This window comes from Porphyromonas asaccharolytica DSM 20707, assembly GCF_000212375.1.
Taxonomy (GTDB): Bacteria; Bacteroidota; Bacteroidia; order Bacteroidales; family Porphyromonadaceae; genus Porphyromonas; species Porphyromonas asaccharolytica.
The window spans coordinates 739,120-761,992 of sequence record NC_015501.1; the positions used below are offsets into that span (position 1 = coordinate 739,120).

The following is a 22,873-nucleotide window of genomic DNA, read 5'->3' on the forward strand; positions in this document are numbered from 1 at the left end:
AGAGGGCATTCACGAGTCGTCTCTCGATAAGGGGGCAGAAGACGATCTTCATAAGGTTCGCCTCATACGCTCGCTCAGGAAGAAAAGCTCTAACAAAGGACATAGACCTTCCTTCCTTACCCCAAAGATAGTAAAAACAATTGTAACCTCAAAAAAAAGAACATATACACCACACTGGCTCCCGTAAATCTCATAACCAGCAAGCTTAATGTGCTGACAAGCTGTGCGTCCCTATATGTTGTTACTCGTGAGACGGACAAAGTCTGGGCAGCGAATGGCGAATGGCTTATGTCCTTTTTTTTTATTATCTTAGCCCTTTGAAGAGGAGAAGCTAGGAGAAGTTGCATTGCCCCCATCCTCTTCGCCGCCTGTAGACACACAAAACATCACATAAAGATAATTCAATCACTTACACTTAAACAGATTCGCTTATGAAACGAATGTTATCTATGTTAGCGTTACTAGGCACATTCCTGCTTTGGCCACTCATGGCGCAAGCGCAGGAGTTCATGGTAACCATCAAACAAGTGGAGCACGCCACCATAACGGTGACCACTGGAGCCTACGCCTCACCTACTGTGGTACAGAGTGGGGATAGGGTGTCTCGTGGTGCGATGTTATCCATCAAGGTGTCTCCTGATGAGGGTTATATGGCGACCCACTACACTGTCAATGGAGTCCCAAAGGAGATTACTTCAAGTGCCGGAGGTCTTGAGTTTGTCTACTCTGACATGGAGATCTCTGCCAAGGTGGAAGAAGCCACTCCTTGCACCGTCACCATCACACCGCCTGCAGAAGGTGGCACCCTCACTGTAACGAACCTAAAAACTTATGGAACCCTCAACACAGGAGATCAAGTTAGTTCGGGTACTGAGATTAAGATGGCGGCAAAGCCTGACGAGGGCTATGATATAGAGTATTGGCTCATAGACGGACAGAAGATTAAGCCCGCTGAACGTGAGTCTCTACGGTACAGTAAGTATTACATGGTAAAGAGCGATGTCACCGTCTCTGCGCAATTTAAGAAGAAAGGAGCCTCGACACTCGTTGCTGTCACCATCGAGCAGCCAGAAAATGGTACAATCGAGGTGCGCAAAGGAAACGATAAGTATGCACCTCTTTTAAACTCTGGAGATGAGGTGGAAGCAGGTACTGAGATCACTATGTTCATCAAGCCAAACACGAACTATGTCCTAGCCTATTGGCTCGTTAATGGTGAACGCGTTGAGAAGCAGGCAGGGCGTCTCTCAGAGCAAAAGACGATCACAGTCACGACAGCTACAACCATCTCGGCGGTACTCAAAGAGGCTGGTTGCAAAATAACCTACGAGCAGCCCGAGCATGGTACCCTGAAGGTAACCTATGTCTATCCTGAGACTGAGATCCCCTCTGGCACTCGTGTTAAGGATGGTGAGAGACTCAGCATCAAGGCTACGGTAGAGGCTGGATACCAGTTCAAGCACTTCCTCATCAATGGCGAGGTCAAGGTGCCAGACAATCTTATGCGACCTTACCTATTTGAAACGGCTAACTCAGATATGACCATCGCGGCGGTCATTGAGAAGATCGAGCCTTGCATCGTCACCATCACGCCATTTGAGCATGGTACGCTGACGGTGAAGTATGGCAGTTACGCCAGTCCTACGATCGTTGCCTCTGGCGATGAGGTGCCTCAAGGTACAAGAGTGACCATTACGGCTACCGTAGATCCTAAGTACGAGTTCAAGCACTTTCTCATCGATGGTAACGAGGAGACTGGACGAGTGAATTGGAAGGATGAGAATGAACTAGAGTACCTCATCACGAAGTCCGTCACGATCTCTGTCGTGGTAGAAAAGAAGCCGATGACGAAGGTCACCATCGACCCCTTCGAGCATGGTGAGCTAGAGGTGTCGTATGGTCCTTATGGCAAAGAGATAACAGTTAATACTGGTGACGAGGTGCCACAGGGCATTACGCTAGATGTCTATGCGGGGTTTGATGATGGATATGATCTTGATCACTTCCTCGTCAACGGTGAGTCAAAGCCTGCTGATAAGCCCGACTGGGGGTACATCGGCGTTCCTGTAGGTGACTCCCCTCTGACACTCTCAGCCGTTGCTAAGAAGACGCACGGACAGATCGTTATGGTACAGCCTGAGAGTACGCAGGGCAAGATGACCGCTTACTACTTTGACAATGGTGAGCAGAAAGATCTACGAGACAGCACATGGGTGGCTCTAGAGACGTCCGTCACCTTCCATGTGGAGCCTGCTGAGGGCTACGAGATGGACTACTGGCTGGTCAATGATGCCCGCCAAGAGCTAACACCCGGTATGGCTAATAATAAGGTCATCACCGTCGAGGGCGACCTCAAGGTAGAGCCGGTACTCAAGAAGGTTGAGGCACCTGCTGGTTGCACTGTCACGTTAGGTGAGTTCTCCACCGCTCAGGGCTTCTTCTATGCATTCTATGGTAGCGACATGACCGCTGTGAAGAGTGGAGACGTACTACCCGTCGGTACAGTGGTTAGCTTCCAGGTAGACGCTGAGGGTGGCTACGAGCTAGACTATTGGATGGTCGATGACGTTAAGTCTGACGACACAAGCAACCCACTCGTTATCACACTTTCTAAGGATGTCAAGGTGCTTCCTGTCATGAAGAAAAAGGAAGAGCCACAGCCCTCACAGGGTGTCATCACGATGATACAGCCTAAGGATGAGCAAGGTAAGGAGATAGGCTTCTTAGCTGCCTCTTACTATGATGATGATCTATACGAAGATATCGCCGTTACCGATGGTATGGGCGTAGATCTTGGCACGACCATTACATTCCTCGTTACGCCTGAAAAGGGCTACACTATGGACTACTGGATGATCAACGATGCCCGTCAAGAGCTAGATAGCGAAACACCTAATCAGACTATCATCACCGTCGAGGGCGACCTCAAGGTAGAGCCTATCCTCAAGTCAACGGCTACACCCGTCGAGAAGGTACGCCTCTCCGTCCAGGAGGAGGGCGTAGGTGGCTTTGCTATGGTTAGGTATCAAACACCTGGTAGCACCACTTGGGAGAGGCCCGCTGAGGGTACCAACCCAACGCTAGACCTGCCTATCGGCACGAAGGTGAGAGTCTTAGCAAACATTTCCATCGATGGAGCTACCGTCGCCTTCACACACAACGGTAACCCAGTAGCTGCTGACCAGCTCACAGACGAGGGACTCACGTACGAGTTCACCCTAGAGGCTGCAGCTGATATCAAGGTTATCTTCACGGAGGGTGTCATAGGCTTCCAAATCTTCTACGATTGCGATAAGCACGCTACGATCACTGGTACAGCAGACGGCCAGCCATTCACAAGTGGTGATAAGCTGCCTCTGGGTGCACGTGTCGAGCTGACCGTAACACCCGAGGCTGGCTATGAGGTCAAGGATTGGGTTGATGCTGACTTTGTGCTTATCGAAGGCACTGAGTTCCAGAACCCTTACACCTTCACGGTAGATGGCTCTGTAAGTGTCTTCGCTGAGATCCAGAAGAAGACCACGGCTTTCGTCAAGATTAGCTATGAGGGACCAGCTGGATACCTCGAGACTACGTACTTAGAGCCAAATGGATCGGGCAACCCGCTAAAGATCTTTGGTGACAAGCGTATCCCGCTAGGCAGTGTCGTCACAGTAAAGGCTAAGTTCTTTATGACGGGTGACTACCTAGTAGCTTATACGAACAACGGCAACCCCGTTCCCGCTGAGGCACTCACGGAGGATGGACTCGTCTACACGTTTACCGCTAATGAGGATGCTGATGTACACGCAGTCTTCTCTGAGAAGCCTGCTCCAGCAGTAGACTACACAATCACCTTTGAGGCTGGTAAGGGCGGTACGGTAACGGCTACAGTTGATATGGAGCCAATCGAGAGTGGCGCCAAGATCGCTGCTGGTACGAAGATCAAGATCCTCGCAACGCCTGATGAGGATTACGAGATCGATGAGTGGCTAGTCGATGGTGAGCCTGTTGCCAACACGGGTCTCAACTTCTACTACCTCAGCCTCTCTAAGGATACCAACGTCAAGGTAACCTTTAGATCTACAAAGCCTGAGGAGTACGCTGTCACCGTAGATCCTGTTCTGCCAAGTGCAGAGGCTGGTACGGTACAGCTCTTCAAGAAGAATGGCGAGGCCGTCGAGAGTGGTAATAGTGTCGTCGCCGGCACCGAGATGTATGTCGAGGTAAAGCCTGCCGACAAGTATGAGCTGGAGACCCTCCGAGTCAATAATGCAACGATCAAGGTCGGTGATGAGAACCTTGTTAACCTACCTGATGGAGGATACAAGTACGTCTTTACAGTCACCGAGGCTATCACGATCCAGGCAACCTTCAAGCTAGGTGGTGCAGTCGAGCAGTTGACCGCCAACCAGATCGTCGCTTACGTGACAAATGGCGGCACACGCCTAGAGATCGCCGGTGCTGCTGAGGGTACCGAGGTACGTCTCTACGACTACACGGGTCAGCTACTGCTCTCAAGCACAGAGCATGCGCTAGACATCAGCGCACTACCCGCAGGTAGCTACATCGTCCTCATCGGCAACTACACGACACGCATCGTCAAGTAAGACCATGCCGCCGTCCACGATAGGACTCTAGTACCACGCACCCGCTAGGGACGTAGTACAGTAAATACTTCCCGAGGGAGATCACCGCACACTGTCGGTGGTCTCCCTCGTCACTTGAGGAGGCCGCTGGGAGGCTGGCTATTAGCTAGAGTCGCACTAGCGACTAATCTCTAACCTCTAATTTCTAATCTCTAACTTCTAATCTCTAATTCGATATCCACGTGGAAAATCTCAAATCCCCACGTGGATATTTTTTATTCTCCACGTAGGCGTGAATCATTTCCTCCGAAGTTTCATTTGATTCCTCCGAAGTTTCATTTCACGCCCACGTGGAGAATTTTCTTTTTCCACGTGGAGATTTGCGAATTTCCACGTGGAGATCTACCCCTTCTGAGGATAAATCGTCTTGGGGCATAAGAGATCCAGTCCATCACAGGCCAATGCAGGTCGCTCCCAGCGCCACAAAATCATAATTAGCAGCCTTCGCCGGAAAAAAAGTTTGCCAAACATTTGGTAGATTGGAAAAGTTGTAGTACCTTTGCACTCGCAACTCAAAAGAACGGGGTTTCGGAAGTGTCTGAGCCTCATGAGAGGCGAGTAGGTTTTTGATGTTAAGAGCATCGCTTGGCGACCCTATATATAATAGGTGTAAGACGCACGAGCGAGGAGCTCGAAAAAAAACTTCTCCGAAAATTTGGTGGATTCAAAAAGTTGTCGTACCTTTGCATTCGCAACCTCAAAGAAAGGGTGGTCGGAAGTGTCCGGCGCACGATTGGGGTTTGGTTACGATGGTAGCTGATCGAAACGCTTGCTGAGTCTATGTGATGACTCGCTTGCCAGGTTGATTTAGAGACTCAATGAAGCACTTGCTCGTATGAGTGTTCATCGACTGACAAAAAACGATCGGCGAAAAAAAACTTCTCCAAATATTTGGTGGTTTCAAAAACTTGTCGTACCTTTGCACTCACAACCCGCAAGAAAAAGCAGATCGCTCTTCACAGGTGAAGAGGCGTTGATCTGGGGCTCTTAAGAGGGCTACGCTTACGGGGATAATAGAAGCGATCTTTGATATATTTCATAACTAAACAATCAAAGTGTAGTGATCTAGAGCTGCGATGCTCTAGATGAAACAATACCTAAGACAATCCAATCTAGGTCTACACTGCGAGGACAATAAGCATAATAGCACAATAATCATCTTAGAGACAAGGCTTGCGGTAGCGAAAGCTACTGATAATAGGGTCTTGTGTTATAACAGAGAACAAACAAACAAAATACTAACAATGGAGAGTTTGACTCTGGCTCAGGATGAACGCTAGCGATAGGCTTAACACATGCAAGTCGAGGGGCAGCGAGATGTAGCAATACGTCGTCGGCGACCGGCGAATGGGTGAGTAACACGTATGCAACTTACCTCTTAGTGGTGAATAACCCGATGAAAGTCGGACTAATACACCATATACTCCTTAGATCCCATGAGAAGAGGAGGAAAGATTAATCGCTAAGAGATGGGCCTGCGTTCCATTAGCTAGTTGGTAAGGTAACGGCTTACCAAGGCAACGATGGATAGGGGGACTGAGAGGTTGACCCCCCACATTGACACTGAGATACGGGTCAAACTCCTACGGGAGGCAGCAGTGAGGAATATTGGTCAATGGGCGAGAGCCTGAACCAGCCAAGTCGCGTGAAGGAAGACTGCCCGCAAGGGTTGTAAACTTCTTTTGTATGGGATTAAAGTCACCTACGTGTAGGTGTTTGCAGTTACCATACGAATAAGCATCGGCTAACTCCGTGCCAGCAGCCGCGGTAATACGGAGGATGCGAGCGTTATCCGGAATTATTGGGTTTAAAGGGTGCGTAGGTTGCAAGGGAAGTCAGGGGTGAAAAGCTGTAGCTCAACTATGGTCTTGCCTTTGAAACTCTCTAGCTAGAGTGTACTGGAGGTACGTGGAACGTGTGGTGTAGCGGTGAAATGCATAGATATCACACAGAACTCCGATTGCGCAGGCAGCGTACTACATTACAACTGACACTGAAGCACGAAAGCGTGGGTATCCAACAGGATTAGATACCCTGGTAGTCCACGCAGTAAACGATGAATACTAGATCTATGCGATATACAGTATGGGTCTAAGCGAAAGCGATAAGTATTCCACCTGGGGAGTACGCCGGCAACGGTGAAACTCAAAGAGATTGGCGGGGGTCCGCACAAGCGGAGGAACATGTGGTTTAATTCGATGATACGCGAGGAACCTTACCCGGGATTGAAATGTAGATGCATGAGGCTGAGAGGTCTCTTCCCTTCGGGGCTTCTATGTAGGTGCTGCATGGTTGTCGTCAGCTCGTGCCGTGAGGTGTCGGCTTAAGTGCCATAACGAGCGCAACCCGCGTCGATAGTTACTAACGAGTCAAGTCGAGGACTCTATCGAGACAGCCGTCGTAAGACGTGAGGAAGGAGCGGATGACGTCAAATCAGCACGGCCCTTACATCCGGGGCGACACACGTGTTACAATGGTAGGGACAGCGAGCAGCCATCTGGTGACAGAGAGCTAATCTATAAACCCTATCCCAGTTCGGATCGGAGTCTGCAACTCGACTCTGTGAAGCTGGATTCGCTAGTAATCGCGCATCAGCCATGGCGCGGTGAATACGTTCCCGGACCTTGCACACACCGCCCGTCAAGCCATGGGAGTCGGGGGTACCTGAAGAGCGTGACCGTCACAGGAGCGCTTGAGGGTAAAACTGGTGACTGGGGCTAAGTCGTAACAAGGTAGCCGTACCGGAAGGTGCGGCTGGAACACCTCCTTTCTGGAGACACGAGGCTCTCTGAGAGGTTTAGACAAGAGGGTTGATCCTTCGTCTAGAGCTCTCGTCAAGACCTATCTCTAAGATTGGTGCTATTTTTTCTTACAAGTCTATCAGACGCAGTGAGGCACGGATAGGAGATCGTCAGTAGGTAACACACACGATGAAGGTAGAATTAGTTATGAAATCCATATAACATGGAGAATCGATGAAGCGAGAGCGACCCTGAGGCAACGCTCAGAGGCTGTCGGTCTAAGCTAGGCAGGCAGGAATAGAGAGCGGTCTCGAGACGTCGTCCACGTGTAGAGCGATAAACCCATGATAGGATATACGGCTCAGATCATACTGCGGTATGGTTGTCGAGAGAGTCCTATAGCTCAGTTGGTTAGAGCGCTACACTGATAATGTAGAGGTCGGCAGTTCAACTCTGCCTGGGACTACGATAGGGCGGCACCACGGGGCTAGTATATCTTAAGCAAGATGGACGGGGGATTAGCTCAGCTGGCTAGAGCACCTGCTTTGCAAGCAGGGGGTCATCGGTTCGAATCCGATATTCTCCACACGGATGCTAACAGCATCAAGTGATCTTTGACATACGTAGCAATAGAAACAATAGAAACGAGTAACGAGCGTGCTTAGAAATAAGTACGAACAAATAAAGAATACAAAGCGAGTAACGATTTTAGATCGTGCGCTAAGTAGTATAACTCAACAGAGATTGTATCGACGTAAGTTGATGCAATGCTCAAGGCGAAAAGTTATAAGGGCAGATGGCGGATGCCTAGGCTCTTGGAGGCGAAGAAGGACGTGATAAGCTGCGAAAAGCTGCGGGGATTGGCACATACGAATTGATCCGCAGATATCCGAATGGGGCAACCCACTAGACTGGAGGTCTAGTATCTCGCAAGAGAGGTCAACGAGGGGAACTGAAACATCTCAGTACCCTCAGGAAAAGAAAACAAAAGTGATTCCCTTAGTAGTGGCGAGCGAACGGGGAGTAGCCCAAACCGCAGATGTTTCGGCATCTACGGGGTTGTAGGAGTAGCACTAATGTACTGTAAACGTGTAGAAGAACGGATTGGAAAGTCCGACCATAGAGGGTGACAGTCCCGTACTTGAAACATGTTTGTAGACAGAGCTACCACCTGAGTAGCGCGGGACACGAGAAATCCTGTGTGAATCTGCGGGGCCCATCCCGTAAGGCTAAATACTTCCAAGAGACCGATAGTGAACAAGTACCGTGAGGGAAAGGTGAAAAGAACCTCGATAAGAGGAGTGCAATAGACCCTGAAACCATCTGCTTACAAGCGGTAGGAGCCCCCTGAGGGGTGACTGCGTGCCTTTTGCATAATGAACCTACGAGTTACCGTTGCCGGCGAGGTTAAGTACAGGTAAGTACGGAACCGGAGCGAAAGCGAGTCTGAATAGGGCGATTAGTCGGTAGAGGTAGACGCGAAACCAAGTGATCTACCCTTGGTCAGGTTGAAGGATAGGTAACACTATCTGGAGGACCCAACCGGTAAGCGTTGAAAAGCTTTCGGATGAACTGAGGGTAGGGGTGAAAGGCTAATCAAACTTGGAGATAGCTCGTACTCCCCGAAATGCATTTAGGTGCAGCCTTTGGTGTTTCTTGTATGAGGTAGAGCGACTGATTGGATGCGAGGCTTTCACCGGCTATCAAGTCCAGACAAACTCCGAATGCGTACAAGTCAAAGCCAAGGAGTGAGGGCATGGGTGCTAAGGTCCATGTCCTAAAGGAGAACAATCCGGACCATCGGCTAAGGTCCCGAAATCACCACTAAGTTGGACAAACGAAGTCAAGATGCGAAGACAGCTAGGATGTTGGCTTGGAAGCAGCCATTCATTTAAAGAGTGCGTAACAGCTCACTAGTCGAGGATTTTGGCGTGGATAATAATCGGGCATAAGTGGTGTACCGAAGCTGTGGGATGTGAATACATCGGTAGGGGAGCATTCCTATTGAGCAGAAGATACAGGGGCAACCTGTGTTGGATCGATAGGAAAAGCAAATGTAGGTATAAGTAACGATAAAGGGGGCGAGAAACCCCCTCGCCGAAAGACTAAGGATTCCTGATCAACGTTAATCGGATCAGGGTTAGTCGGGGCCTAAGGATAAGCCTAATGGCGATTCCGATGGAAGAACTGGTTAATATTCCAGTACTAATATATTGAGTGATGTGGAGACGGAGAAGTGACACTACTGCCGACTGACGGAATAGTTGGTTAAAGGGTGTAGATAGTTGGTTTGTAGGCAAATCCGCAGACCGAGTCGAACCTGAGAGTACACTGCGTGCATGCACAAAGTGATAATGTAGGTAAGCCAGCTCCCAAGAAAACCCGCTAAACAATTGATATATTACCCGTACCACAAACCGACACAGGTGGTTGGGTTGAGTATACTAAGGCGCTCGAGAGATTCGCGGTTAAGGAACTAGGCAAAATGGTCCTGTAACTTCGGGATAAAGGACGCCAGTGGCGACACTGGCCGCAGAGCATAGGCCCATGCGACTGTTTAACAAAAACATATGGCTGTGCGAAATAGAAATATCAAGTATACAGCCTGACACCTGCCCGGTGCTGGAAGGTTAAGAGGAGATGTCATCGCAAGAGAAGCATTGAATTGAAGCCCCAGTAAACGGCGGCCGTAACTATAACGGTCCTAAGGTAGCGAAATTCCTTGTCGGGTAAGTTCCGACCTGCACGAATGGTGTAACGATGTGGGCACTGTCTCAACCGCGATCTCGGTGAAATTGTAGTATCGGTGAAGATGCCGATTACCCGCAACGGGACGAAAAGACCCCGTGAACCTTTACTATAGCTTTACATTGTACTTGGGTATCAGATGTGTAGGATAGGCCGGAGACTGAGAGTGGGGCACGCCAGTGCTTCAGGAGTCGCTGTTGAAATACGGCCCTTTTGATGTTTGGGTACTAACTTGCGAATAGCAAGGACACTGTATGGTGGGTAGTTTGACTGGGGTGGTCGCCTCCAAAAGCGTAACGGAGGCTTCTAAAGGTACCCTCAGGCCGATTGGTAACCGGTCGTAGAGTGTAATGGCACAAGGGTGCTTGACTGGGAGACAAACAAGTCGCACAGGTAGGAAACTAGAGCATAGTGATCCGGTGGTTCCGTATGGAAGGGCCATCGCTCAAAGGATAAAAGGTACTCCGGGGATAACAGGCTGATCGCTCCCAAGAGCTCATATCGACGGAGCGGTTTGGCACCTCGATGTCGGCTCGTCACATCCTGGGGCTGGAGAAGGTCCCAAGGGTTGGGCTGTTCGCCCATTAAAGTGGCACGCGAGCTGGGTTCAGAACGTCGTGAGACAGTTCGGTCTCTATCTGTTGTGGGCGTAGAGATTTGCAGGGCTCTGACACTAGTACGAGAGGACCGTGTTGGACCGACCGCTGGTCTATCGGTTATGCCGCCAGGTGTAATGCCGAGTAGCTAAGTCGGGCTAGGATAAGTGCTGAAAGCATCTAAGCACGAAGCCGACCCTAAGATAAGATCTCATTGAGGGTGGTCAAAGACGATGACCTTGATAGGCTACAGGTGTAAAGACAGTAATGTCAAAGCCGAGTAGTACTAATTACCCGAACGATTCGCTAAGAGAGTTGAGTTATACGACTTGCTTAGAGTGTACGCCTAAAAACGAAGCAGCGTATTCGAGAGTTTGATAGACTCGCTGACTCATAAATTAACTAGAGTAACTATATAAGTCTACGTATGTCACCCATTAAGGTGGTTATAGCGTTGGGGATCCACCTCTTCCCATTCCGAACAGAGCAGTTAAGCCCAATAGCGCCGATGGTACTGAGTAAAACCGGGAGAGTAGGTAACCGCCTTTCCCATTGAAGAGTCTTCAGATAGGTATGATACCTGTCTGGGGACTCTTTTTTTTTGCCCTTGTCTGTTTGCCCTTGGCTTTTTACTTTTTGCTGTTGGCGATCAGAGGTCTCGGAGCTGTCGGAGCGGATCAGAGCTGTTGGAGTGGATCGGGGGAGACGGAGGTGTCGGACTGGATCGGATGTAGTCGAAAGCATTGATATTTCGTGCAGAAGGAGGACGATGCTAGTAAGTCAAATTTTCATACCTTTGTAAGCAGAATAAGGCAGCTAGGCTACTGTGACGCTAATACTTTAATAGGCTCTGAGCCGAATTTCCTTTCTAATGAGTCTCGAGTAGCTGAACACCGGAGGGGTTTGTCTACAACAAATTGGCTTTCAAGCCTCGTAGGGACGGTAGATTACCCTCTGGTTGCTGTCCTTACCTTACTACAATACAAACAAGTCTAACCGGCCTAATCATGGGTCGGTTTCTTTTTGCTCTCTAAACTGGCTTTGTCGGAGTGGGGCGGAGCGGATCGGAGGGTATCGGAGTGGGGCTGTAGCCTTTGTCTAGTCCGACCCACAAGGGGTCGATAAGCGACTATCGTCTTGTCCCCATCGGTCGTTCGGGGCTTTGCCCCTCCGACCGACGGCTACGATGCGTCGGACCTCTTGCGAGGTCCTATCCATAGGATAGTGATTAGAGATTAGAAGTTAGAGATTAGAGAGGATCGGAATGGATCAGAGCTATCGGAGGGTGATTAGAGGTTAGAGATTAGAGGTTAGAAGTTAGGTATCGGAGGGTATCGGAGGGTGATTAGATATTAGAGATTAGAAGTTAGGTATCGGAGGGTGTAGGAGGGTGTCGGAGGTGTCGGAGTCCTATCAAGACGAGTGGCAGTCCCCGTTAAAACAAGACGCTGTAATCTTTGATACAACGGACGCACCGACGGTCTGCGTCCGTCCCCGTTAATACCACGACGTCGTAACCTTTGACACAACGGACGCCATCCCACTAGACACTAGCGTGCGTCCCTACACGGCGCAGTAACACTAGCCAAAAGCCAACAGCTAACGGATGTAGCGAACGCTCTTCTGCTAGGCACGAGCTGTGCGCCCCTACGGTGGGCTACTGGCCTCATCTGGCGACTTGTGAGATGTGCGGAGTTGAGGTCTCAGTGTTGGCTTGCGCATCTAAAAAAAAAAGTACCTTTGCGACAAGCAGTGCAGTAACATACAGACAAACAGAGCTATGATCTTAGGAAGAAAGAGCGGAATCCTTGCTATATTGGTTGTGGTTAGCTTGATGCTCACCCAAAGTCTCAGCGGACAAACGCTTAAAGAAGACCTCAACGGACAAACGCTTAAAGAAAGTTCCAGCGGGCAAACAGTCAAAGAGGACCTCAGTGGACAGGCTGTCAAAGAGCAACCTCAGCAAGCTCAGAGCGCACAGCCCCAGACGCAGCAGCCGCAGCAGGGAGAGACTTATCGCGGACAGCTCAGAGATAGAGTGACCGAGGAGCCTATCTCTATGGCGACCGTCATATTGCTTTCGGCAGATTCGACCGTGGTCTCCACGACGCTTTCGAGCGACGGGGGGACCTTTGAACTTTCAGGGGTGGGGGCGCATTGGCTCCAGGTGAACCATCTAGCGTACCAGACGCTCCGCGTGAGCCTGGATGCTCCACTGCCTGACGTGCTCTATATGGATCAAGCGACAGGTGAACTGGGCGAGGTGGTGGTCAAGGCCGAGCGTCCGCTCATGAAGCTCGTCGATGGTACCACACCGAGCTACGATATTGATCAGCTCTTCGCACATAGCTCCGTCACCACCGCTTATGAGATGCTGGGTCAGCTCCCGGGTATGTCGATGCAGGGCGATGTGCCGACGCTCGTCGGGACCAATGGCTATACCTTGGTCTTCAATGGTCAGCCCTCGGATGTTCCTCAGGAGATGTTGCTCGAGCGTCTCAAGAGCATCCCCCGAGAGATGGTCGCTAGTGTGGAGATCTCCTATACTCCCATTGCCCGCTATCGGGCTAAGGGCGCTTCGATCAATGTAGTCTTCAAGGGGCAGACTGCGGGCACTCCTCTGAGTGGCACCTCTGGTCAGCTCTTTACCGAGTATAGCAATCGGTATTACAGCAACTACGCTGCGGGTGGTAGTGTCAACTACTCCGCTCCCAATGGCTTCTCCGTTACCGCTAATTATAGGGCTAGTCTAGGTAAAATCCGAAGTGACTTGATCTACGATATAGCTCCCTTTGGTCGCTACACCAAGGGGCTTGAGATAGAGAATACGGGCTACACGAACTATAACAAGCATACGCTCTTTGCCGAGCTGGGGTATAAGTTTGGGCGCCATTCACTATCTGTTGACTACTACGGGAATTTGACCCCTCCCGGGGGAACGACCCGATACCAAGTCAACCAAAAGGAGCGCACACCTCTGGAGTCACTCAATAAAGGCAATGATAATACCCATCACGTCGCCATAAACTATAGGCTGGGCGGCAACTTGCTGGCGGGTCTCTTCTACACGCACTATCGGGATCACAGAGAGGTGCTCTATGGTATGGAGCAGTCGGCCAGCTCACCTTATGCTACGAGCTATACGAGCGACCAGCTCTCGCAGGTGTGGGGCGGGCATATCGACAATAGTCATAGCTGGGAGAGTGGCTGGGGGCTGTCGTACGGATCCAAGGTCTCCTACTCCAAGACGATCAATGGACAAACTTACCTCTGGCGAAATGGTCAGCAAGTGCCAAACGGTGCAGTGTCAGGAACCAGTAAAGAGCTCCTGGCGGACCTCTATATAGGCGGTAAGAAGCAGTTTAATAATGGGCTAAGCCTCGGGCTAACCTTGATCGGAGACTACGCCAACTATATAGGAGCGGATGAGACCTTTCAGATTATTCCGCAGGCCAGTCTCAGCTACGCAAGCAATCCCAACCATGTCCTACAGGTGAATATCCAGTCCAGCAAGAGGGACCCGAGCTATTGGGAGCGTGAACCCTTCTCACGGTCGGATGATCGCTACCAGCTCTGGGAGGGCAATCCACAGATTAGGCCTTACGTGACGTACTTTTGGCAGGTGAACTACATCTTCAAGCAGCGGTATGTCTTCTTCCTGAGCGGTTACTATCAGCCTCATCGCTTCGAGCAGCAGATGTATCTAGACCCTGATAGGAGTCGTCTCGTCTACAAAACGTGGAATTGGCACTATGCCAATAATGCTAGTATCGGAGCTGTCGTGCCACTGCCTCAGACCAAGTGGTGGAACGCGCGCCTGACCCTCAATGGTCAGCTTAACTCGGTCAAGCTAGAGATCCCCTACGAGCCGACCTATCAGTGCACCAAGCCTCAGTACTATGTCGCCCTCTCTAATGAGTTTAGGCTCAGCCAAAAGCACAATATCACCATCGGGCTAGACGGAAGCTATCTGCATGGAGCCATACAGGGCTACTATAGTCTAGGCGATATATACAACCTCGCTTGTCGTGCTAAGTGGACCAGCCAGGATAAGAAGTGGAGCCTCACCTTGCGGGGAGACGACCTCCTCAATGCGGGTGTGCCTCGGGTGCGGGTCAACTACGGCATCCATCAGGTGGACTTCCGTCCCTCGCGCTACAATACCCGCTTCTCACTTCATCTGAGCTACACGTTCGGTAGCTTTGACAAGGTGCAGACGAAGGAGCCCACACAGCTCTCGACCGACCGCTTCGGTATCTGACGCTCGACACTATCCGAGTGTCCCTACAAAGGGTTACTCGTCTCTAATTTCTAACCTCTAATCCAATAGCCACGTAGAGAATTCTAAATCCCTACGTGGCTATTTTTTATTCTCCACGTGGGCGAGAAAAAATTCCTCCGAAGTTTCATTTGATTCCTCCGAAGTTTCATTTCGTCCCCACGTGGAAAATCTTTTTTTCCTCGGTAGATATTTCGGATTTGCCACGGAGCTTTTGTGGCATGCGTGCTATCTTGATGGGTGGCAAAAGCGACAAGCCGAATCGTCATGAGCTTAGTCTCTTCGTTAACTGGTTCCTCTTTGAGGAAGTCCCTTCACTGTTTTTGCCAGTCTGCAAAGGGAGTTCTATGAACTTCTCTTTTGGCACATATATCTACGTGGCGAAGCTCTCCTTATCCATACAAGTACGTAAAAACTAGTACGAAGGGTATGGAAATTACTGATAGATAGGTATTGATAAGAGCAGGTGTCAAATCGTACCTTTGCAGGGTTCAATCAATAAGGGATTTACATTACAAATAAAACAACCTATCCAATGAAGAAACTTGCACTAATTTCAGTGATGGTACTACTACTATGTGCCTGCAACAAGTCTGTACCGACACCTCCTAAAAACGAAGGCGGCGATACGATAACACCTCCCGTCAACCCTCAAAAGGAGTGGGTGACCAAAAAGATGACCATTGATGCGACCGACTATACAAAGTGGGTATATCTCAATTTCTCCTCAGGAGAGTTAGTCAAAGTGACAGATCCGGCTAATGATCTATCGTGGGATCTCGGTCTGCACCGCTACGATTTCAAGACTAATGGGGGTAGTTCTGGTAAGGGTCAAGGTGCGGCTGTTCGCATCTCCAAGCAGAAGAGCCTAACAGCAGAGATCCCTACACCCGCCGATGACCAGTGGATACTGGATCGTGAGGGGCTACTCCTGATGAATTTCGTGAACAATGGAGACGGGAACCATCAGACCAAGTACGAGATGCAGATGGCTAACTTCCTCCTCACCTCGGAGTGTGACGGCTTGGGAGGCTTCATCAATAAGGGGATCATCACGCAAGAGGGTATGCCACCTCAAGTCTATATAGACAACGCTATCTTCCTTATTCGTACAGCTTCGGGAGAGATAGCTCGCCTCCGTGTTCATGACTACCAAAACAATAAGAAAGTGCGTGGTCATATCACCATAGAGTATGCCATCTTGGTAGACAAAAAGTAATCACACGACAATACCGATCAGGGATTCTCGCAGCACTCTTGTCTTGTAGTGCTAGTCGAGGGGACTCGGTGCGGACTTTTGCTATTCTAATATATGAGGCTACTGCACTTATTGCGGGAGACTCGATAACAAACACCCTTTAGCTTATGAATCAACAGATACTTCGTATGCTGAGACGTACAGGGCTGATGCTATTCGCCAGCCTTCTTTGGCTCTCGCTGGGAGCGCAAGAGATGATATTTATGGAGTCCCCCTTTGATCCATCTATGGATCAAGCTCAGCTACTACCCGCAGACCAAAAGGGGACGGTCTCTTGGACAGCGTCTACCAATACTCTCACGATGAAAGATGTCAGTATTAATACTCAGTCCAAGATACTCTCTGGCTATATGCCTGAGGAGATGACTCTCCTAGTCGAGGGGACTAATCAATTGATCTCGACAGGTTCTGACGATGCTATCACGATGCGCTCACCCGTTCGCATTACAGGTTCTGGCTCTCTGAGCATAACATCGCAAGGTGCATATGCGTACGCTTGTCGTAATGGAGCCAGTCTCACCATTGCTGGTGGCGTGTCAGTAACGGCAGTGGGTAATTATGGGGGGCTAGTCGGAGATTTTGTGGCTTCTCGCCTCTTGATCGACAACTCTTACGTCACCGCCTCAACGCTAAACGATCAGGGCATGGTCTCCATCGGATACTTCAAGGAGTTGACCCTCGAGAGGTGTGCCATATCGGCACCAGAAGGGGCCCAAGTGGCAGAGCTTAATGAGGTTATGTCTATAACCGCAGATGGTAAGGAAGAGTACGCTGGTAAAGTCATCATAGCTCCTCAGCAAGCATACTATCATGTGTCCATCGCCGAGGCAGAGCATGGATGTGTTGTAGCCCCTGAGGGGGTAGACCTAACGCATCTCCTCGGAGGAGCAACTGTAACTTTTACGGCTAAGCCCGAGGAGGGTTATGCCTTGACTAAACTGATGGCTGGCACCGAAGATATAACCAACACCCGCACGCTTATCGTCAAGGAGGATGTCACCATTACGCCGACCTTTAGTCCTATCAAAAGCTATCGAGTATCTCTCCAGCAGCCTGAGCATGGGACCCTCTCCGTACGAGAGTCCGAGTATAATCTAGAAAAAGTCCCCGAGGGGGCTATCCTACACATTATCTGTACCCCAGACGAGGGCTACGAGCTAGAGCGTCTTATGGCTGGCGACAAAGATATCACTGCAGAAAAGTATATCTCTGTGAGGAGCGATGTGGAGATTACTGCTTCCTATAAACTTATCCCTGTAGAAACTTACAAGGTGACTATAGCTGTATTGGGAAAGGGTAAAATAGAGGCTGACTATCCGAATCTTGAAGCAGTGCCTGATGGCACGCAAGTAGGGCTGACGTGTACTCCTGAAGAGGGTTATCAGCTTAAGTACCTTCGAGCTAATGACGAAAACATTATGGAGAGCCAAAGCTTCATTATAGAGGGAGGAGATGTTCGTGTCGAGGCAACTTTTCAAAACATAGGAGGTACTGCTATAGACCATTTAGCTGGTGAGACTCGCTACTCCATAGAGGTACACGCTAACTATATCTCTATCTCAGGAGCCTCTGTAGGTACCCCTATCTCACTTCGCTCATTACTTGGCGAGACGGTTGTCTCAGCCACAGCTACAGGATTGACTTTAGAGCATCTCGATCTCACAACGATAGCCTCAGGACTCTACTTACTGACCATCGGAGATGTAACGCTCAAACTATATCTATAACGACAAGACTGCAACATCAACTTCTCAATATGAAATCATTACATAAAGCCCTTGCCCTGCTCGGCACTCTTGCTTGCAGTGTGCTACTCTTACCAGCTCAGATGCTGGAAAACGATCTTAAGACCCTCAGCGATTTCTACCATGTACCCGACCAAGCCTCCTATCGTCTTTCTAAGGTGATCGGCGTCTTTGGTGATCAGGATATTGAATTTGAATACAATGCCCACAACGACATCACTCGCTGTAGCTACTTCGAGACGGATACGATAACGGGACGCCGTAACTCAGGGCTATACCTAGATTATCTCTACAATGACAAGCATCAGTGCATCCAAAAGGTTGAGTATGGCGAGCGTGCCGGGTTTCCTGATTTAGTCGTCGCTAGACGCTTTTGTTACGAATACAACGACAAGGGGCAGATGACCCACTTCGTACGCTGGAACAACTTGAATACCAACCCTGCCGATACAAGCCTCGTGGAGGACTATAAACTCGATATAGAGTACACCGCAGAGGGGCTGCCGAGCAAAGGTATAGTTCACTTTGTCGACCCCAACACCTTCGAATGGTACGAAGGCTTTACGACGACTCTCGAATACAACAAAAAAGGTCAGCTCTACAAGCGAACAGCCATCAATGCAGACGGCAGTCCCTTTGAATCAGAAGAGATAACCTTTGACTCTGAGGGGCAGTATATGCTACTCTTATCCTATCTGAAGCAGGGGTCTGAACTAGTCGAGTGGACTTTTGATTATGACAAGAATGGCAATGTGTCAACCCTCGGTAGTGGAGGCTTTATCTATCAGTTCACCTTTATGACGAGTCAACCTGCGGCTCAAAGCTACTACCCACTCCCCACACTAGCTGACCTCTTCTTATATGGATTTAAGAACTACACGATCGAAACGCTGTCCTATCCTCTTCTGTACAACGGCTCCAAAGAGGCTGTAGCAACCGATGCTACCAATGGAGGAACCTTCGTCTATGAGACCTCTAAGCCTCTCGGACTAGAGCCTCTAGCTACACCCTCTCAGAGTCAGCTAGTCTGTGACGATATGAGCTGGACGATTACTAATGCGACGACCGCCGTGGCTCTCTATGACCTACAGGGGCAATGCCTGCAAGTAGCACTGCCCATCGAGGGTGAAGTCGTCATCAGCACGACGACGCTGCCCGCTGGCTCTTACCTAATCAAGGCAGGGAGTCAGACCTTCAAGGTCTTACGCTAAGAGCTTCTCTAGGGAGCAAACTTATGGCAAAAGAAAGCTTCCCGTGTGCAAACGAACTTGCACACGGGAAGCTTTGCGTCAGAAGGTATGGACTACCCGATGAGAAAACAAAAGGTTAACTTTGTACCGTAGAAACTTAGCCGGAGCTCTTACGGAGCGACGCTATCAAGGTAAATAATCAACAACAGCAGATGAAACGAAACGTATTACGACTACTTACGATGCTCCCGCTCTGGGTGCTCGCAACTCTCTGCGCGACAGCTCAGCAGCCAGATGCAGTAGCTACGTCAGCGACAACGGATCAACCAGACACCCTCACCGTCGTACCGCTACAGGTGCAGCAGTATCGGGTGATGATGCCTTTTATCTCGGATAGTCTCAATGTGCAGGGCAAGGCGTACGATGCTACCGACCTGCTCAAGCCGGTGAACCACATCAAGCTGAGCCACGCGCATGGCACCCTACCCGTCGCGGAGGAGGGTGTCGTCACGCTGCGCACACCAGAGGATGCAATCACGACCTATGCCATACGTCTTCGCACGCCTAGTTACGAGCAGGCGACGCTGCAGATCGAGGCGACGGCTCCCTTTGTCTTAGCCCTCGATGGTACGAAGCTCTCGTCTGCTACACAGTATCAGAGCGAGCTAAAGGGTGCTTCGCCAGCGTCTCTCACGCTAACGCCTGGACGGTCGCACCTGCTGACGCTGCAGTTACTCACTAAGGGCGATGAGCCAGCGCAGTATCGTATGAAGCTTATCCCCGCCAAGGCTGACAGCCAGATAGAGCTACGCCACGACGACAAGGAGTACCTGAGCCTAGAGTATATGATGACGGGGCGCAACCTCTACTCAGTGTCAGTGTCGCCTACGGGTCGCTATACGCTCCTCATAGAGCGCGAGACGACTGCTCTGAAGAGCAATTACCGCACCTACTTATACCAAGGCGATAAGCTCCTCTCTACGCTGAGCGAGCAGTATCGCTTCGCCAGTTGGATGCCACACGAGGACAAGCTCTACCGCACGCTTACGACAGATGATGGACGGCAGTTGATCAGCTACGATCCTAAGACGCAGGAGGAGCGTGTCGTAGCAGAGCAGATCCCAGATGGCTCCTTCCTGATCCTCCCTGACGGCAAGCAGCTTCTTTACACCATCGAGGAGGAGGGCCCCGTACGAGGCAAGATCACCGAGCAGGTACTGGGACGCTATGACCGTATGGCAGACTTTCGCAAGCGTACCTTCCTAGCCCTTTACGACCTTGAGAGCGGTCGCTATCAGCCGCTCACCTTCGGGCACCGCTCTACCTATCTACATGATGTCAGTCCCGATGCTCGTGAGATCATCTTGAGCACTTCGGAGGATATCACCGAGATCCCCTTCTCTCAGAGCAACTTCTATACGATGAGTCTAGAGACGCTGGAGGTCAAGCCGCTCTTTAGCCAGGAGCGCTCTATCTCGTCGATCTCTTACACGTCGCAGCCTCATGTGTTGCTCATACAGGGTGATGCGAATGCTTTCGACGGGATCGGGCGCAATCTGCCTGAGGGTATGATCACCAATACGTATGATGGTCAGCTCTTCCTCTATGATCGTCAGAGCCAGCAGGCGACGCCCCTGACGAAGGAGTTTGATCCCGCCATCAAGCGGGTCAAGGTCAGCACGGTCCGGCCTGTCGCTTACTTTACAGCGGAAAACAAAGATCGCATCTCCCTCTATCGCCTCGACCTCACACGCAAGCAGATCGAGCAGGTAGCTACGACGGAAGATCTCGTGCGCTCCTTTGACATCAGCGATGACGCTAGTCAGCTCGCTTACTATGGGCAGAGTGCGATGAATGCAGATCGCTTCTATACGCTCAGAGGAAAGCGTGAGACGCTCCTCTACGATCTAGCTAAGAGCAAGATGCAGGATCTAGAGCTGGGTACCATGAGCGACTGGGTACACACGATGCCCAATGGCGACAAGGTGGAGGGACGCTACTATCTGCCGCCTCACTTTGACGCGACGAAGAAGTACCCGATGATCGTATATTATTATGGAGGTACCTCGCCGACGACACGCTTCTTCGAGGGCTCTTATTCACTGCCGATGTATGCGGCGCAGGGTTACGTGGTCCTTACGCTTAACCCGAGCGGCACCACCGGCTTCGGCCAGGAGTATGCCGCTCGCCACGTCAATGCGTGGGGCAAGGTGACGGCCGATGAGATCGTGGCTGCAACGAAGCAGTTTTGCCAAGAGCACCCCTATGTCAATGCGAAGAAGATCGGCTGTATGGGTGCCAGCTACGGAGGCTTTATGACTCAGTACTTGCAGACGATCACCGATATCTTTGCAGCAGCGATCAGCCATGCAGGTATCAGTGCTATCTCCTCTTACTGGGGTGGGGGCACCTGGGGCATTGGCTACAGTACGGTGGCGAGCTACAACAGCTATCCGTGGAATAATCCTCAGCTCTACACGGAGCAGAGTCCGCTCTTCCATGCCGACAAGATCCACACGCCTCTTCTGCTGATCCACGGCACGGCCGATACGAACGTTCCCATCGGCGAGAGCATCCAGATGTACAACGCTCTGAAGATCCTAGGTCGTGAGGTAGCCTTTGTCAAGGTGCATGGCGAAGATCATATCATCACGGCTCCCGAGAAGAAGATCGAGTGGACGAATACGCTCTTCGCGTGGTTCCAGAAGTGGCTCAAAGACGACCCCACCTGGTGGGATGCTCGCTATCCGGAGGCACACTTATAGTCGTTCGGTAAGCGTTTCAGTCGTTTCGGTAAGCACTATATGCGTTTCGGTGGGCAAAGGGTTGTGGAGCCATCTTGTGCTCCCTACCTTTGCCCCAGAGTTCGTTGATCTATTGCGATCGGATAGGTCCACACGACTCGAATCAGAAACGTATAAGTCTAACGAAACAAACAGAAGAAAGTATGAAACGCAACATCATCGTTATCGTAGCAACTGCCCTGATGGGTATGACAGCTGTCTCAGCTGTCGCACAGACCACATCACTCAACTATGGAGTCAAGGCTGGTGTCAACTGCTCCAGTATGATCCTGAGTGATGACTTTAACGTCCTCAAGACAGAGGTTAAGCCCGGAGCTGACTTCGGAGGGTTTATGAGGATCAATCTGCACGAGAACTTTGCAATCCAGCCTGAGCTAGAGTTTTACTACAGAGGCACGGGTCTCAAGGCTGAGGCTGGTCCCGTCTCTCTAGAGAATAAGATCAACCAGTGGGGTATGCAGATCCCTGTCTACGCACTGGGTAAGGTCGAGCTAGGCAAGGGACAGTTTTACGGAGGTGTAGGTCCTTACGTCGGTGTAGGCTTCTCTGCCAAGACTGATGAGATCGAGTTTGGTCCATTTAAGAAGGATCCGATAGATCTCTATGAGCAGCACAACGACAAGTCTGCCCTCCAGAGATGGGACGTAGGTGTCGCTTGTCAGCTAGGCTATGAGTTTGCCAATGGTATCCAGATCAATGCAGGCTACAAGTATGGCTTTGTCAACCAAGTCGACGATCTTAAGTCAACTGTCAACGATGTCGTCTCTCGGTTCGGCACCTCTCTCCAGGATGATGCTTACAAGGCTAATGCTAGCGTCTTTACGGTAGGTCTGGGCTATCGCTTCTAGTGTCCAGTAAGGAATAAGTACCCTATCTCCTTCGCC

At 50.4% G+C, this 22,873-nt stretch carries 7 protein-coding genes, 2 tRNA genes and 3 rRNA genes; all 12 read left to right on the forward strand.

Features of this window, described 5'->3' with window-relative positions:
* The first annotated feature begins 431 nt into the window (after nucleotides 1-431).
* The gene (locus PORAS_RS02975) at nucleotides 432-4,589 is read left to right on the forward strand and encodes an InlB B-repeat-containing protein (protein WP_013760134.1); all 4,158 of its coding nucleotides are present in this window, start codon (nucleotides 432-434) and stop codon (nucleotides 4,587-4,589) included.
* A 1,280-nt stretch (nucleotides 4,590-5,869) separates the two neighbouring features.
* Nucleotides 5,870-7,398 (forward strand): 16S ribosomal RNA (locus tag PORAS_RS02980).
* Between the two features lie 363 nt (nucleotides 7,399-7,761).
* Nucleotides 7,762-7,835: transfer RNA gene (locus PORAS_RS02985), tRNA-Ile, on the forward strand.
* 46 nt (nucleotides 7,836-7,881) lie between these two features.
* Nucleotides 7,882-7,955, forward strand: a tRNA-Ala gene (locus PORAS_RS02990).
* A gap of 190 nt (nucleotides 7,956-8,145) precedes the next feature.
* Nucleotides 8,146-11,022, forward strand: a 23S ribosomal RNA gene (locus tag PORAS_RS02995).
* A gap of 129 nt (nucleotides 11,023-11,151) precedes the next feature.
* Nucleotides 11,152-11,262: ribosomal RNA gene (gene rrf, locus PORAS_RS03000) — 5S ribosomal RNA — on the forward strand.
* The 16S, 23S and 5S rRNA genes sit together here with 2 tRNA genes alongside, the layout of an rRNA operon.
* A 1,231-nt stretch (nucleotides 11,263-12,493) precedes the next feature.
* Complete coding sequence (locus PORAS_RS03005) at nucleotides 12,494-14,974, forward strand: outer membrane beta-barrel protein (protein WP_013760135.1); 2,481 nt, start codon at nucleotides 12,494-12,496, stop codon at nucleotides 14,972-14,974.
* 580 nt (nucleotides 14,975-15,554) lie between these two features.
* Nucleotides 15,555-16,211 (forward strand): HmuY family protein, encoded by a 657-nt coding sequence (locus PORAS_RS03015; protein WP_245528052.1) that lies wholly within the window; start codon nucleotides 15,555-15,557, stop codon nucleotides 16,209-16,211.
* 146 nt (nucleotides 16,212-16,357) lie between these two features.
* Entirely contained in the window at nucleotides 16,358-17,977 is a 1,620-nt protein-coding gene (locus PORAS_RS03020; RefSeq protein ID WP_013760137.1) for an InlB B-repeat-containing protein, read from the forward strand.
* Nucleotides 17,978-18,006: 29 nt separating this feature from the next.
* Nucleotides 18,007-19,206, forward strand: a complete 1,200-nt coding sequence (locus PORAS_RS03025; RefSeq protein ID WP_013760138.1) for a T9SS type A sorting domain-containing protein — start codon at nucleotides 18,007-18,009, stop codon at nucleotides 19,204-19,206.
* Nucleotides 19,207-19,397: 191 nt separating this feature from the next.
* Nucleotides 19,398-21,950, forward strand: a complete 2,553-nt coding sequence (locus PORAS_RS03030; RefSeq protein WP_013760139.1) for a S9 family peptidase — start codon at nucleotides 19,398-19,400, stop codon at nucleotides 21,948-21,950.
* Between the two features lie 182 nt (nucleotides 21,951-22,132).
* Nucleotides 22,133-22,837, forward strand: coding sequence for a porin family protein (locus PORAS_RS03035; protein ID WP_013760140.1), 705 nt, complete (start codon nucleotides 22,133-22,135; stop codon nucleotides 22,835-22,837).
* Nucleotides 22,838-22,873 lie beyond the last annotated feature (36 nt).

Bases quoted from the DNA above. Each gene is read 5' to 3' on its own strand.
- PORAS_RS02975 (WP_013760134.1), top strand. From the start codon at position 432: ATGAAACGAATGTTATCTATGTTAGCGTTACTAGGCACATTCCTGCTT.
- PORAS_RS03005 (WP_013760135.1), top strand. From the start codon at position 12,494: ATGATCTTAGGAAGAAAGAGCGGAATCCTTGCTATATTGGTTGTGGTT.
- PORAS_RS03015 (WP_245528052.1), top strand. From the start codon at position 15,555: ATGGTACTACTACTATGTGCCTGCAACAAGTCTGTACCGACACCTCCT.
- PORAS_RS03020 (WP_013760137.1), top strand. From the start codon at position 16,358: ATGAATCAACAGATACTTCGTATGCTGAGACGTACAGGGCTGATGCTA.
- PORAS_RS03025 (WP_013760138.1), top strand. From the start codon at position 18,007: ATGAAATCATTACATAAAGCCCTTGCCCTGCTCGGCACTCTTGCTTGC.
- PORAS_RS03030 (WP_013760139.1), top strand. From the start codon at position 19,398: ATGAAACGAAACGTATTACGACTACTTACGATGCTCCCGCTCTGGGTG.
- PORAS_RS03035 (WP_013760140.1), top strand. From the start codon at position 22,133: ATGAAACGCAACATCATCGTTATCGTAGCAACTGCCCTGATGGGTATG.